A 13,537-nucleotide genomic window follows, 5' to 3' on the forward strand; every position below is an offset into this window, starting at 1 on the left:
TGCACGCAACCTGGCCTGAACGGTTCTGCCGATACCCCCATGGGGTACTTGACCCATACCCTCCAGGGGTATACCTTCGGAGTGTTGTTAGACATTATCTGGAGGTCGGATCGTGGACACGAACGCGGTTGAGGTCGTCGCTGTGGATGAAGAGCGCGGCTATTCCAGCGATAAGGAAGCGTACCTGCGGCGGTTGAAGCGTATAGAGGGGCAGGTCCGGGGGATTGCCCGGATGGTGGATGAGGACAAGTACTGCATTGATGTGCTGACCCAGGTCTCTGCCGTCACCAAGGCACTGCACGCGCTCAGCCTGGGACTGGTCCAGGATCACATCTCCCACTGCGTTGTCTCTGCTGCCCGGGAGGCCGAGGAAGCAGGGGATCCGTCAATCGTGGACGTGAAGGTCCAGGAAGCAACAGCCGCCATTGGCCGGCTGCTTCGCTGACCGGTCCGGATACCAAAAAGAACCAGCGGGGGCACCGCCCCGCGGAGGAGGAACAGCTATGGAAACCCAGCTCAGCATTTCCGGCATGACCTGCGGACACTGTGTCGCGTCTGTCACCGAGGAACTCAGCGCCCTCGAGGGCGTCAAGGACGTCCGCGTTGACCTGGTGGCCGACGGCGTATCCACTGCAGTAGTCACGTCCACGGAACCCATTGCACCCGAACTGCTCGGCGAAGCCGTCGCAGAAGCGGGCTACACCGTGGTGGGCTGAAAGGAGTCTCATGACAACCCGTGAACAGCAGCACCTGCACGCAGAGCGCGAGGTGTCGCTGGATATTCAGGGCATGACCTGTGCTTCCTGCGTCAACCGCGTGGAGCGGAAGCTCGGCAAGATTGAAGGCGTGCAGGCAAGCGTCAACCTGCCGCTGAATTCGGCTACGGTACGGGTGCCGGCCGGAGTCACTGATGATCAGCTCGTGGCAACCGTCGAAGCGGCCGGATACTCGGCAAAGGTGGCTGTACCCGCGCACCACCCTGATCACGAGGACCATCTGGCGCATGGCGGCACCGCGGTCCAGCTGCGGCCACGCCTGATCACGGCCGCCATCCTCACCGTTCCGGTCCTGCTGATCTCCATGGTGCCCGCGTTCGCATTCCCCAACTGGGGCTGGGCCGTCGCCGCACTTTCGCTGCCCGTGGTCCTCTGGTCTGCCTGGCCCTTCCACCGGGCCGCAGCGGTCAATGCCCGCCACCTGGCCTCCACCATGGACACTCTGGTTTCCATTGGGGTAAGCGCGGCGTACCTGTTTTCCCTGGGGGAGCTGATCGCTGATCCCGGACTGACAGCCGATCCGGGCATGAGTGAAGGCGCGCACCTCTACTTCGAAGTCGCCGCCGTAGTCACCACTTTCCTGCTCCTGGGCCGTTACCTTGAAGCCCGGGCCAAAACCAGTGCGGCAGACGCCCTGACATCCCTGCTTAGCCTGGGTGCCAAGGACGCCGTGGTGCTCCGGAACGGGCGCGAAGTGCTGATCCCGGCCGGTGAGCTGGTTCCCGGTGACGTGTTTGTGGTGCGCCCGGGAGAAAAGGTTGCCACTGACGGAATCGTGGTCGACGGCGAGTCGGCGATCGACGCCGCCCTGATCACCGGTGAATCCCTGCCGGTGGAGGTCCGCAGCGGCGATCCGGTCACCGGTGCCACGGTGAACACTTCCGGTCGGCTGCTGGTTCGGGCTACCCGGGTGGGCAGCGAAACCACCCTGGCCCAGATGGGCGCGCTGGTTAGTGCTGCGCAGTCAGGCAAGGCGCCGATCGCTCGGCTGGCGGACCGGATCAGCGCCGTGTTCGTGCCGGTGGTCCTGGCGGTCGCCGTCGTCACATTTATCCTCTGGCTGCTGATCGCCGGCGACCTGCAGAGCGCGTTTGTCGCCGCCGTGGCCGTGCTGGTCATTGCCTGCCCCTGTGCACTCGGGCTGGCAACCCCGGTGGGCCTGCTCACCGGAACCGGCCGCGGAGCCCAGCTGGGCATCCTGATCAAGGGCCCGCAGGTCCTGGAGGACACCCGCACGGTCAACACGATCCTGCTGGACAAGACCGGAACCGTCACTTCCGGGAAGCTCTCGGTGGCCCGGACAGTGCTGCTCCCGGAATCAGGAGTGGAGGATGAGTCCGCCCTGCTGCGCCTGGCCGGATCCCTGGAGAATGCCGGTGAGCACCCGATTGCTCGTGCCATCGCCGCAGCAGCCGAAGCCGGGCCGGGCCTGGTAACAGTCAGCGGTTTCCAGTCCTCTCCCGGTGGCGGTGTACGCGGCACGGTCCAGGGCCGCAGCGTGGTTGCCGGCCGGCCCGGGTGGCTGGAAGACAACGGGATTGTGCTGGATGAGGCCGCCGCCGGCATGCTTTCGCGGGAACAGGAAACAGGTGCCACCGCCGTCGTCGTGGCCGTGGACGGAGTTGCCGCGGGGGTCATCAGCCTGCAGGACACCATCAAGGACGGTTCCCGCGAGGCAGTGGCCCGGCTGGTTGCCCTCGGCCTGCGCCCGGTCCTGCTGACCGGCGACAACGCCGTCGTAGCCGCCGCTGTTGCCCGGGAAGTCGGGATAGCACCCGAGGACGTACTGGCCGACGTCCGCCCGGAAGGCAAAGTCGAGGCGGTGCGCCGGTTCCAGGCGGAGGGCGCCACGGTGGCCATGGCCGGGGACGGCGTGAACGACGCCGCTGCACTTGCGCAGGCGGATCTTGGCATCGCCATGGGCTCAGGTACGGACGCGGCAATGGCCGCGGCAGACCTTACTGTGATGGGCAGCTCGCTGGAACAGGTAGCGACGGCGATCGAACTCTCCCGCCGCACGCTGCGGACCATCAAGGTCAACCTGTTCTGGGCGTTCTTCTACAATGCGGTGGGGATCCCGGTGGCCGCCTTTGGACTGCTGAACCCCATGATTGCCGGCGCGGCCATGGCCGCCAGTTCCGTGCTGGTGGTTGCGAACTCGCTTCGGCTGCGCAGCTTCGGTAAATAGGAGGCCGCAAACGGCAGCCCGAAGCAGCGGATAGAAAAACGGGCCCGGGGCCGGCCCCGGCAAACCCCCCCCCGGCCCCGGGGCGGTTTTGGCGGTGGTTCTAGGGAGCAGTCAGGCTGGGACCGATGTGTTCCACCGGGCTGGCCAAGGGAACCCCGGATCCGTCCCGGCGGCCGTGCTCAGTGGGCAGCGCCCGGGCCACGCCGTTCGCTGCTGCGGCCTTGGCCGGGCCGTGCCCGGCCCACGCAGCCACCAGGGCGTCCTCGCCCTTCAGGAAACGGTGCGCCCGCACGCCGGCAGTGGCGCGTCCCTTGGCCGGATACTCGGCGAAATCGGTCACCTTCACGGAACCGCCGGGGGTTCCCGGAATCGTCTCCGTGCCGGAGGCGACGGTGACGACGACGGCGTCCGGATCGCCGGCGGCGACCACGCCGAAGAAGATTACTTCATCACCTTCGCCGAGTTTCATGCCGGCTACACCGCCGGCGGTCCGGCCCTGCGGGCGGACTGCGGAGGCAGGGAAACGAAGCAGCTGGGCGCCCCTGGTCGCAAAGACCAGTTCGTCGTCGTCGTTCGCGGCCACGGCGGCACCAATAACTTCATCGCGCGGCTTGAGCGTGATCGCTTCCCAGTCGTCCCGGTTCAGCGGGTAGTCCGGATTGACGCGCTTCACGACGCCGTTGCGGGTGCCGAGCGCCAGGACGGCATTCAGCGGGACCATACCGACCAGCTTCTCGCCCTTGGCCAGGGTCATAAAGTCCTTGGCCGGTACGCCGCCGGCAAGGTTCGGCAGGCCGTTGGTCGGAGGAAGCGCCGGCATGTCCATCACCTGGACGCGGATCATCCGGCCGGAGGATGTGACTGCTCCGATTTCCCCGCGTGCGGTGGTGGCCACGACGCTGCGGAAAACGTCGTGACGGGTCCGCTGTCCGCCTTCGATCAGGGGCTCCTGGTTGGAGGTGCGTGCCAGCTGGCCGGAGGCCGAGAGGATCACCCAGCAGGGGTCATCGGGAATCTGCAGCGGAAGCACGGCCTTGGCCCCCTTGCCCGCCTTTACCGCAACGGCTTCGGAGGCCAGCGGCGCCACGGCCTCGGACTCCAGCAGCACGGTCCGGCGCGGGGTGGCGTACTTGGCGGCGATTTCGCCGAGTTCGTCGCACACGAGCTCGCGCAGGCGTTCCTCGGAATCCAGGATGGCCTGCAGCTCCTCGATGGCAGCGCGCAGTTCTTCCTGTTCCTTTTCGAGTTCCAGCCGCGAGTACTTGGTGAGCTGGCGCAGGCGCAGCTCCAGGATGTGGTTGGCCTGGATCTCGGTGAGGTCGTAGATGGACATCAGACGGGTACGCGCCTCCGCCGTCTCCTCTGAGGTGCGGATGACCTGGATAACCTCGTCGATATCGACGATCGCGACCAGCAGGCCCTCCACCAGATGCAGGCGGTCCTTCTTGCGGCCCAGACGGTAGGCGGTGCGGCGGCGGACAACTCCCAGCCGGTGGGAGGCATAGACCTGCAGCAGCTCCACCAGGCCGAGGGTGCGCGGCTGGCCGTCAACCAGGGACACGTTGTTGATGCCGAAGGAATCTTCCATCGGGGTGTAGCGGTAGAGCTGTGCCAGCACGGCCTTGGGATTGAACCCGTTTTTCAGTTCAATGACCAGCCTGAGCCCGTGCTGCCGGTCCGTGAGGTCAACGACGTCGGAAATGCCCTGGAGTTTCTTTGAGGTGACCGCGTCCTTGATCTTCTCGATCACCTTTTCCGGACCCACCATGTACGGCAGTTCGGTGACCACCAGCCCGGTCCGGCGGGCGGTGAGCTGCTCCACCTCCACCTTGGCGCGGGTCTTGAAGGAGCCGCGCCCGGTGGCGTATGCGTCACGGATCCCGTCCAGGCCCACAATCCGTCCGCCGGAGGGCAGGTCCGGTCCCGGAACAAAGCGCATCAGGTCATCCAGGGACGCCTCGGGATGCCGGATCAGGTGCTGGGTTGCCGCGATAACCTCGCCGAGGTTGTGCGGGGCCATGTTGGTGGCCATACCGACGGCGATGCCGGAGGCGCCGTTGACCAGTAAGTTGGGGAACGCGGCCGGCAGCACTTCGGGCTGCATGAGCTGGTTGTCGTAGTTCGGAATAAAGTCCACGACGTCTTCGTCGAGGTGGTCCGTCAGGGTCAGTGCCGCCGCGGCCAGCCGTGCTTCGGTGTAGCGCGATGCCGCGGGGCCGTCGTCGAGCGAGCCGAAGTTGCCGTGGCCGTCGATCAGCGGCAGGCGCAGCGCCCAGTCCTGGGCCATGCGCACCATGGCGTCGTAAATGGCAGAGTCCCCGTGCGGGTGCAGCTTGCCCATGACTTCACCCACGACGCGTGCACTCTTGACGTGCCCGCGGTCCGGGCGAAGTCCCATCTCCGCCATCATGTAGAGGATGCGGCGCTGCACCGGCTTGAGACCGTCCCGTGCGTCCGGGAGGGCACGCGAGTAGATCACCGAGTAGGCGTACTCGAGGAAGGACCCCTCCATCTCGGTGGTGACGTCAATGTCGATGATGTTCTCAGCGATGGGTTCGCCGGGAGGGGGTGCGGAGGCGGAGCGCCGGGCCATGTAGTTCTTGCGTCCTTGAGGTTGTGGTGAGGGTTGGTTTCCGTGCCTTGTGGCGGTTCGGTGGCGGGTTCTAAAAAATGCCCACTAGTCTGAGTCTATGGCGGAGCAGGGACAATACCCCGAATATTGGGAAGCTGATGTCGTTTTGCGGGACGGTCGGACCGGCCATCTGCGGCCGGTTTCCCCGGCCGATGCCGAGGCGTTGCAGGCATTCCACATGCGGCAGTCCCAAAGCTCCATCTATCTGCGTTTCTTCACTTACAAGGCTAAACTGAGCGGCCGCGAGCTGAAGCGTTTTACCAACGTGGACTACCATGACCGGGTTGCGTTTGTTATCACACTCGGCTCTGAGATCGTGGGCATCGGCCGCTACGACCGCCTGGATGACCCAACGGAGGCCGAGGTTGCCTTCAACATTTCCGACGAGCACCAGGGCCGGGGGATCGGCTCTATTCTGCTTGAGCACCTGGCCGCCGCCGCGCGGGAGAACGGGATCCGCCGCTTCAGCGCCGAAGTGCTGCCGGAGAACCGGAAGATGCTCAGCGTGTTTGCCGACGCCGGCTATGAGGTGCGCAGGGCGTTCGACGACGGCGTGATTGCCCTGGACTTCGACATTGACCCCACGGAGAAGTCCCGCGCCGTGATGGAATCCCGTGAGCACCGAGCCGAGGCGCGCAGCGTCGCCGACCTGCTGGCGCCGTCGTCCATTGCCGTGATCGGTGCGAGCCGGGAGTGGGGCAGCATCGGCTACCAGCTGATGGAACACATCGTCGAGGGCGGCTTCACCGGCAGCGTCTACGCCGTGAACCCGGAGGCTTTCGAACTGGCGGGGATGGTGTCCTACGGCAAGATCTCCGAGATTCCGGAACCGGTCTCCCTGGCCGTCATCGCCGTCCCGTACGACCAGGTGCAGTGTGTAGCCGAGGAATGCGCCGCGGCCGGCGTGAAGCACCTGCTGGTGGTCAGTGCAGGGTTCGACGACGGCGAGGCAGGGCTGGTGCGCCAGCGCCGCCTGGTGCGCTACGCCCGGGCCAACGGCATGCGCGTGCTGGGACCGGCGTCCCTGGGCCTGATCAACACGCGCCCCGAAGTATCCCTCAACGCCTCAATGGCTCCAGCCCTGCCGCGCCGCGGGGGACTGGGCCTGTTCAGCCAGTCCGCCGCGATCGGCGTCCTGCTCTACGCCGCTGCACAGCGCCGCCGGCTGGGGCTGTCCTCCACCATTTCCGCCGGCAACCGTGCGGACGTCTCAGGCAACGACGTTATGCAGTACTGGGAGGACGACGCCGACACCAAGGTGGTGGGCCTGTACCTGGAGTCAGTGGGCAACCCGCGTAAGTTCTCCCGTATTGCCCGCCGCCTGGCCACCGGCAAGCCCGTGATCGTGGCCAAGTCAGACGTCACCGGCCTGCAGCTCCCGCCGGGGCACTCCGTCCGCCTTACCCAGGCGCCGCAGGGAGCCCTCGACGCCATGCTGCGCCAGTCCGGCGTCATCCGGGTGCCCACCAATGAGGCGCTGATGGACGTTGCCCAGATCGCCTGCAGCCAGCCGCTGCCGCGCGGCAGGGGACTGGCGGTCCTGAGCAACTCTGCTGCCCTGGGGCGGGTCCTGGCGGACGCAGCTGTTCCGCTGGACCTGGACGCGGTGCACCTGCGCACTGACCTTGACCTGGACCGCGGCCAGAGCGTGGCCCTGCCGGCCTTGCGCGAGGCGGTGGCGAAGGCACTTGCCGACGAGGCAGTGCACTCCGCCGTGGTAACCCTGCTTCCGGCCCCGGGAGTGAACAACGACGCGATCGCCGAGACGCTGCTCGACTGCGCCCTTGAAGCCGGGAAGCCCGTGGTGGCTGTCTTTACCGGCATCATGGATCCAAGCCAGCTCAGCGAGGGGGTGCTGGCGAGCCGGGAGCCGGCTCCGCCGGCGGAGGCGGACGGCGGGGAAAGCACCGCCGGCACGGAACTTCCAGCCGGGCTGCCCTGCTTCGCGAGCCCGGGCGCAGCCGTCACCGCGCTGGCCGCCCTGGTCCGGTACACCGAATGGGCCGGCCGGGAACACGGCCACTTCACCGAACCCGCCGGCGTGGACACCGAAGGTGCCCAGGCCTACATCGACGAACAGATGGCCCGGGTGGCCAATACCGAACTGCTCCGGCTGGGACCTGCCGAAACGGCCCGTCTGCTCGGCTTCTACGGGATCAGCGTTCTTCCCTCCCTGCCCTTCCGCACCGAGGATGAGGCTGTACAGGCGGCCAATGAGCTGGGCTGGCCCGTGGTGCTCAAGACAATGGACGAACATCTGCGGCACCGTCTGGACCTGGGCGGAGTGCGGCTGAACATTTCCTCCGAGCAGTCCCTGCGCAGCAACATTTCCGAGATGCGGACCGCGCTCGAACCCTACGGCCGCTTTGAACTCGAGGTGCAGTCCATGGCGCCCTCCGGCCAGGGCTGCGTGCTGCGGGCCATTGAGGATCCGCTGCTGGGGCCGGTGCTGTCCTTTGGCATCGCCGGTGACGCAGTGAACCTGCTCGATGACTGGGCACACGGCATTCCCCCGCTGACCAGCGTCGATATTGCGGACCTGGTGAGGGCACCGCGTACTTCGCGCAGGCTGTTCGGCTACCAGGGCCTGCCCAAAGTGGACGTCGCCGCCCTTGAGGACCTGATTGCCCGGGTGGCGCTGCTGAAGGACGAGCATCCGGAAATCGCGCTGCTGGAAATCAACCCGGTGCTGGTCTCGGTCCAGGGCGTTACCGTCCTGAGCGCGGACGTCCGGCTGGGCAACCCGCAGCAGCGCACCGACAGCGCCCGCCGCGCCCTGCGCGACTAGCACTCAGCGCCTCCGGGCTGCCTCACTTATGCACACTCAGCGCGCCTTTTTAGGTGCTCGGGGCGGATCTGGGGGAAACTGGTTTTATGTCGCCGCTACTTTCCGCTGAACGCCGCAGCCTCGACGCCTCCATGGAGCGCGCAGGCTTCTACCCCACGCTGCTGGCAGACGTTGTTCATGACGCCCTGGACGGGCGTGAACCGCTTTCCCACCTGATCCACCTGGAAACGCACTTTGACCGGACTGAAGTGCACCGGCACATCACCGTCCTGGTGCTGACCGAGGACATGCTGGTGATCACCCACGTTGACGACCAGCAGCTGGATGAAGCCGGTGAGCAGATGATGGCGCAGGTCTCCACCGAGTCCGTGCCTGTCACCCAGATCCGCTCCGTGGTGCTGGGTTACATGTATTCCCAGCCGCAGAACTACAAGCCTTCTGACCAGGCCCGCGAACTTACCCTGGCCATTGCCTGGTCCGGCGGCCAGCGCCTGGACATGGGCCCGGCCGGCTGCGCGGATCCGCAGTGCGAAGCCGACCACGGCTACACCGGCACCATTGCCCAGGAAGACATCGTCCTGCGGGTCTCCGCAGAGGCAGACGGCATCCAGGCCGTCCAGAACGCCAAGGCCTTCGCCCGGGCGCTGCGCAAGGTCAATACGGACACCATGAATGTCCGGGCCATGGACCCCGCCCTCGACCGGCAGCGTATGCCCGGTATCGGCGGCCGGTTCAACCGCGGCCACCACCAGCGGTAAGGGGCATGGAAGCAGTACACGCCTCCGACCCCCTGCCCCAGGCACCGGGTTACGGCCGCAGTTCCGTAGCCGAAGTGCTCACCAGTGCCGCCGCGGCCCTCCGGATTCCCGGCTTCGCAAATACCCTTGGGCTGCCCGCGGCCCGCCGGGTCTGCGTGGTCATGGTGGACGGCCTGGGACGCAGCCTGCTCAAGCAGCGCTCCGGACACGCACCCTACCTGAGGTCCCTGCAGGACAGCGGGCGTACCCTGACCGCGGCCTTCCCCACCACGACGGCGGCATCCCTGGCTTCGCTGGGCACCGGCCTGCCGCCGGGACAGCACGGCATGGTGGGCTACGACGTCCTCGACCCGGCGCAGGACAAAGTTGTGAACATGCTGGGCAACTGGGATCCCGGCGTGGACCCTCGCCGCTGGCAGCCTTTCCCCACCGTGCTGGAACAGGCCGCCGAGCACATTCCCGTCACCACGGTCAGTCTTCCCAGGTTCGCTGACTCAGCGATGACCAGGGCCGCCCTGCGCGGCGGAACACACGTCTCCGGTACGGGGATTCATGCCCGCGTCCAGGCCGCCGCGGAGACCCTCGCTTCCGAGAAGCGCATGCTGATGTACTTCTACTTCAACGAGCTGGACAAGACCGGGCACCGCTACGGAGCACAATCTCCGGAGTGGGGCGGAGCCCTGGAGGAACTGGACTCTGCCCTGCAGCGGTTTACCGCGAAACTCCCGCCGGACACCCTGGTCCTGCTCACCGCGGACCACGGCATGGTGGATACTGCTCCGGCCGACCGGATCGACTACTCCGCCAGTCCGGCGCTGGTGGAAGGTGTCCGCCACACCGCCGGTGACCCGCGCATGGTGCAGCTCTACCTGGAGCCGGATGCTCCGGCGGGGACGCTTGAACGGCTTGCCGCGGCCTGGCAGCAGGCCCTGGGATCCAAAACCTGGATTCTGACCCGGGAGCAGGCGCTCTCGGCTGGGCTGTTCGGACCCGTCCGGGAGGAGGTCCTGCCCCGCATCGGCGACCTGCTCATCGCTGCCCGTGAACCGATCGCCCTCTTTGACAGCCGGCGGGCCAGTCCGTCGGCCCTGCAGATGGTGGGCCAGCACGGCTCGCTGACCCGTGCTGAGCGTGAAGTCCCGCTCCTGACGCTGGCACGTCCGGCAAAGGGCGGGCGGAAGTAGGTTATGGCTGAGCTTGTTTTCTTCTCGGGGACCATGGACTGCGGCAAGTCCACCCTGGCACTGCAGATGGATTACAACCACAGCGCCCGCGGGCGTGGAGGAATTCTGTTCAGCCGCAACGACCGCGCCGGCAATGCGATGATCTCCAGCCGTCTCGGGCTGAAGACCAGGGCGGTGGAAGTGCGGGACAACACCGACTTCTGGGACGAGGTGATCCGTACCCGGGGCATGGGGGACCGGGTGGACTACCTGATCTGCGACGAAGCGCAGTTCTACAGCGAGGTGCAGATCGAGCAGCTGGCCCGGATTGTGGATGAGATGGAAATCGACGTGTTCGCTTTCGGGATCGCCACGGACTTCCGGACCAGGCTCTTCCCCGGTTCCCAGCGGCTGATTGAACTTGCGGACCGCATCGAAGTGCTTCAGGTGCGTGCTCTGTGCTGGTGCGGCCGCCGGGCCACCCACAACGCGCGCACGGTGGACGGGGTAATGGTCGTGACCGGTGACCAGGTGGTTGTGGGCGACGTCGACAAGCGGTCGGCGGATCCGGGCCCGGAGGCCCTGTTCGAACCCGAAGAAGCCGGCGCGCCGCCGGTGGTCGGTTATGAAACGCTCTGCCGGCGCCACTACATGCGCCGGATGGGTGCCCAGCAGGCTGCACGGTTCGCCGGAACGGGCGAGGACCCGGACATCTGCGCCGTCGACGTGCCTCGCGGCTAGGGACGGCTTAGCCGGGCGGCGGCCCGCATCGCTGCGGGCCCGCCATGGGTGCTAGTCGCCCTTGGTTCCAAAGACGATCTCGTCCCAGCTCGGCACGGAGGACCGCTTTGGCTTGATACGGCGCTCAGTCGCCGATTCCCTGGGCTCAGGAGTTTCAGCCGGTTCGCCCGGCTCCGCAGCTGGCTTGCCGGTTTCCGGCGCACGCGAACCGCGAAGCGGCCGGGCCAGAATACTGATTTCCGTTGTTGAGGTGCTGACGCCCTCGTCCAGGCGCAGCGGATCAGCGGCCGGTTCGGGCTCCACGGCGTCCGAACCCGGCTCCGGCTCACCGGGCACCACCGGAGCCAGGCTCAGCCGGCCGGTCCGCGGACGGACGGCGGAATCGTCTTCAAGTTCAGCCTGGCCCTCCCGCGGGTGCGCGGCGGGGATGCTTCCCTTGGCCAGCAGGGCTGCCAGGGCATCGTCGCCCTCTTCGTCGGTGCCCAGACGCTGGCCGCGCCGGGAACGGAGTACGTTCAGGAGCTCATCGGTTTCCTCGTCGGTGACCGTCAAGGGCTCTTCCGGAGCGGTGTCGGTTTCAAAGTCGAAGACGCGGTCGGCAACCGCCGAGAGGCGGCGGGCCGGAACCGGGGAGTCCACCGGAGCAAGTTCGCTGAGCAGCTGCGCCCAGCGGTTGGCGTTGGTGACCTGCCGGCGCAGCGGGTTGTAGGTCCAGCGGGCCGGTGGTTCTTCGCCCACGGAAACGCGGGAGTTTTCGCCGAGGCTGAAGCGGGCAACTACATCCCAGGAACCTTCGGGACGCCGCCAGGAATCCCACACAACGGTTTCCGGATCGACGCCGAAGGCGCGCAGGCGGTGGGCCACCATCTCGCCCAGGTTCACCGGCGAGTCGCCGAAGGCCGAACGGTGGCTGTCCTGTGCTGCGCTCATGGGCGCGGCAACCTCAACGGATTGTGCCTGGCGGGCGATGTATTCGCGTTCGGCCAGTACGGGGCCTTCATACCTGCGGATGTGGGCGATGTCGTGTCCGGAGAGTTCAGCGACTTCCTCGGCGCTGGCACCGGCACGGATCCGGGCCTGGATATCCCGCGGAGTCATGGTCGGCCCGGCCTCAGGTTCGGCAGACGAGCTGCCGCGCCGCGCAGGGCGGGAGGCAGCAACGCGCAGGGCTTCATCGATGCGGAGGCGGAACGTTTCGCCGCCCCGTCCGCTCAGCAGCAGATGTTCGCCGCCCTCATGGACACCCACGAGCCGTAGATCCTGCATGAAAAAATCCTCGCTATCGATAGCAACTCCTTCTTGAAACAATGCCATCCGGGCACCCAAATTCCTACCGTTTAGCCCGGTGTGGCGCGGATCCACGGCCCCCGGCCGGCATGTTTCTTATCCCCGGAACCCGATCCCTGCGGTGCAGGCGTAGCTATTTCGTTCCGGGCGGACAAAAATCTCTCTTCTGCGGGCACAAATGCAGGGTCCGCTGCGTTGATTACTCCGAGCCGCGCTGCGGTTCCGGACCAGGCGTCCGGGGAGCGCAGCACGTGCCCGGACTTACCCGTGCAGTACCGACACCGATGGTGGGATGAAAATTATGGCGACAGACTACGACGCGCCGCGCAAGGCCGACGAGGACGCCAGTGAAGAATCAATTGAAGAACTGAAGACCCGGCGGACCAACACCCAGTCCGCCGTCGTGGATGAGGACGAAGCCGAAGCAGCGGACAGCTTCGAGCTGCCGGGAGCAGACCTCTCCGGCGAAGAACTGATGGTCCGGGTGCTTCCCGCCCAGCAGGACGAATTCACCTGCGCCTCCTGCTTCCTGGTACGCCACAGGTCCCAGATCGCCAAGGAGAAGGACGGGCTCTACTACTGCATCGACTGCGAAGGCTAAGCAGGACGCTGCCGGTCCGGGGCTCTTACTTGCCCGCGGACTGCAGGGCAGCTGCCAGCTTCTCAGGGTGGCGGGTGGACGTGAGCCAGTAAGGGGTCCGGTCGGCGGGATCAGTGATTTCCAGCTTGACGACCGGATCAATCCAGCCGCGTATGCACAGGTACGCCGTCGCGTTCATGGCCGGCCCGCGCTGCTGCGTTGCGTCTTCGCCGCGGTACGCCTCGACTTCGCCGATCCACTTGCGTTCGATCTGGGCGCGGCCCACCTGCACGGTCTGTTCGGTCACCCGGATAACCGGAGTGGACATCAGCAGCAGCACAGTCAGGACCACGGCCGCCACCGCGGCCACCAGGAATCCGACCAGAAGGCTGATGGGAATGAACGCCAGGACAAATGTCCCCGCGACTCCCGCAACCACAAGCCAGATCCAAAACGCCGGGAGCAGCCTCTCGGAGTAAAGAACGGTCTGGGCAGGGCTGTGTGCAGCGGGTGTTGACATACCCCCAGCTTCCCATCTTTCCGGCACCATTTCATCTCTCCGGCGGGCCGGCCGGAGCCCGCGCGGCGGGACAGGGAAGCGTATGCCGCACGCGCTAAAGTAAT

At 66.5% G+C, this 13,537-nt stretch carries 11 protein-coding genes; 8 read left to right on the top strand and 3 right to left on the bottom strand.

Annotated features, from left to right (window positions below; translation table 11 throughout):
* Window positions 1-112 precede the first annotated feature (112 nt).
* Genes TVC13_RS00155 through TVC13_RS00165 form a run of 3 tightly spaced genes read left to right on the top strand, consistent with a single transcriptional unit; the run spans window position 113 to window position 2,964 of the window.
* On the top strand, window positions 113-445 hold the full coding sequence (locus TVC13_RS00155) for a metal-sensitive transcriptional regulator (protein ID WP_422399228.1): 333 nt from the start codon (window positions 113-115) through the stop codon (window positions 443-445).
* 58 nt (window positions 446-503) lie between these two features.
* A complete protein-coding gene (locus TVC13_RS00160) occupies window positions 504-716 on the top strand; it encodes a heavy-metal-associated domain-containing protein (protein WP_422399229.1) in 213 nt (70 codons plus the stop codon).
* Between the two features lie 10 nt (window positions 717-726).
* Window positions 727-2,964, top strand: a complete 2,238-nt coding sequence (locus TVC13_RS00165) for a heavy metal translocating P-type ATPase (protein ID WP_422399230.1) — start codon at window positions 727-729, stop codon at window positions 2,962-2,964.
* A 100-nt stretch (window positions 2,965-3,064) separates the two neighbouring features.
* Here TVC13_RS00165 and TVC13_RS00170 read toward each other — a convergent pair whose 3' ends face one another.
* Entirely contained in the window at window positions 3,065-5,557 is a 2,493-nt protein-coding gene (locus TVC13_RS00170) for a DNA gyrase/topoisomerase IV subunit A (RefSeq protein ID WP_422399231.1), read from the bottom strand.
* Window positions 5,558-5,654: 97 nt separating this feature from the next.
* Between TVC13_RS00170 and TVC13_RS00175 the strand changes: the two genes are divergently transcribed.
* The 4 genes from TVC13_RS00175 to TVC13_RS00190 all read left to right on the top strand — a co-directional run bounded on the left by TVC13_RS00175 (window position 5,655) and on the right by TVC13_RS00190 (window position 11,046).
* Window positions 5,655-8,384 (top strand): GNAT family N-acetyltransferase, encoded by a 2,730-nt coding sequence (locus TVC13_RS00175; protein ID WP_422399232.1) that lies wholly within the window; start codon window positions 5,655-5,657, stop codon window positions 8,382-8,384.
* Window positions 8,385-8,470: 86 nt separating this feature from the next.
* Window positions 8,471-9,142 carry a DUF5998 family protein gene (locus TVC13_RS00180; protein WP_422399233.1) on the top strand — a complete coding sequence of 224 codons (672 nt, stop codon included), beginning with the start codon at window positions 8,471-8,473 and terminating at the stop codon, window positions 9,140-9,142.
* Between the two features lie 5 nt (window positions 9,143-9,147).
* Window positions 9,148-10,326, top strand: a complete 1,179-nt coding sequence (locus tag TVC13_RS00185; RefSeq protein WP_422399234.1) for an alkaline phosphatase family protein — start codon at window positions 9,148-9,150, stop codon at window positions 10,324-10,326.
* A 3-nt stretch (window positions 10,327-10,329) separates the two neighbouring features.
* Window positions 10,330-11,046, top strand: coding sequence for a thymidine kinase (locus tag TVC13_RS00190; protein WP_422399235.1), 717 nt, complete (start codon window positions 10,330-10,332; stop codon window positions 11,044-11,046).
* Window positions 11,047-11,097: 51 nt separating this feature from the next.
* Here the strand turns inward: TVC13_RS00190 and sepH are convergent, their stop codons facing one another.
* Window positions 11,098-12,312 carry a septation protein SepH gene (sepH, locus tag TVC13_RS00195; protein WP_422399236.1) on the bottom strand — a complete coding sequence of 405 codons (1,215 nt, stop codon included), beginning with the start codon at window positions 12,310-12,312 and terminating at the stop codon, window positions 11,098-11,100.
* A 322-nt stretch (window positions 12,313-12,634) separates the two neighbouring features.
* On the opposite strand from sepH, the gene TVC13_RS00200 reads away from it, so the two are divergent.
* Window positions 12,635-12,934 (top strand): DUF4193 domain-containing protein, encoded by a 300-nt coding sequence (locus TVC13_RS00200; RefSeq protein ID WP_325789892.1) that lies wholly within the window; start codon window positions 12,635-12,637, stop codon window positions 12,932-12,934.
* A 25-nt stretch (window positions 12,935-12,959) separates the two neighbouring features.
* Here the strand turns inward: TVC13_RS00200 and TVC13_RS00205 are convergent, their stop codons facing one another.
* Window positions 12,960-13,433, bottom strand: coding sequence for a DUF3093 domain-containing protein (locus tag TVC13_RS00205; RefSeq protein WP_422399237.1), 474 nt, complete (start codon window positions 13,431-13,433; stop codon window positions 12,960-12,962).
* Between the last annotated feature and the right edge of the window lie 104 nt (window positions 13,434-13,537).

Origin of the sequence: Arthrobacter sp. 3Tela_A (assembly GCF_049311025.1) — a bacterium.
GTDB lineage: Bacteria > Actinomycetota > Actinomycetes > Actinomycetales > Micrococcaceae > Arthrobacter_B.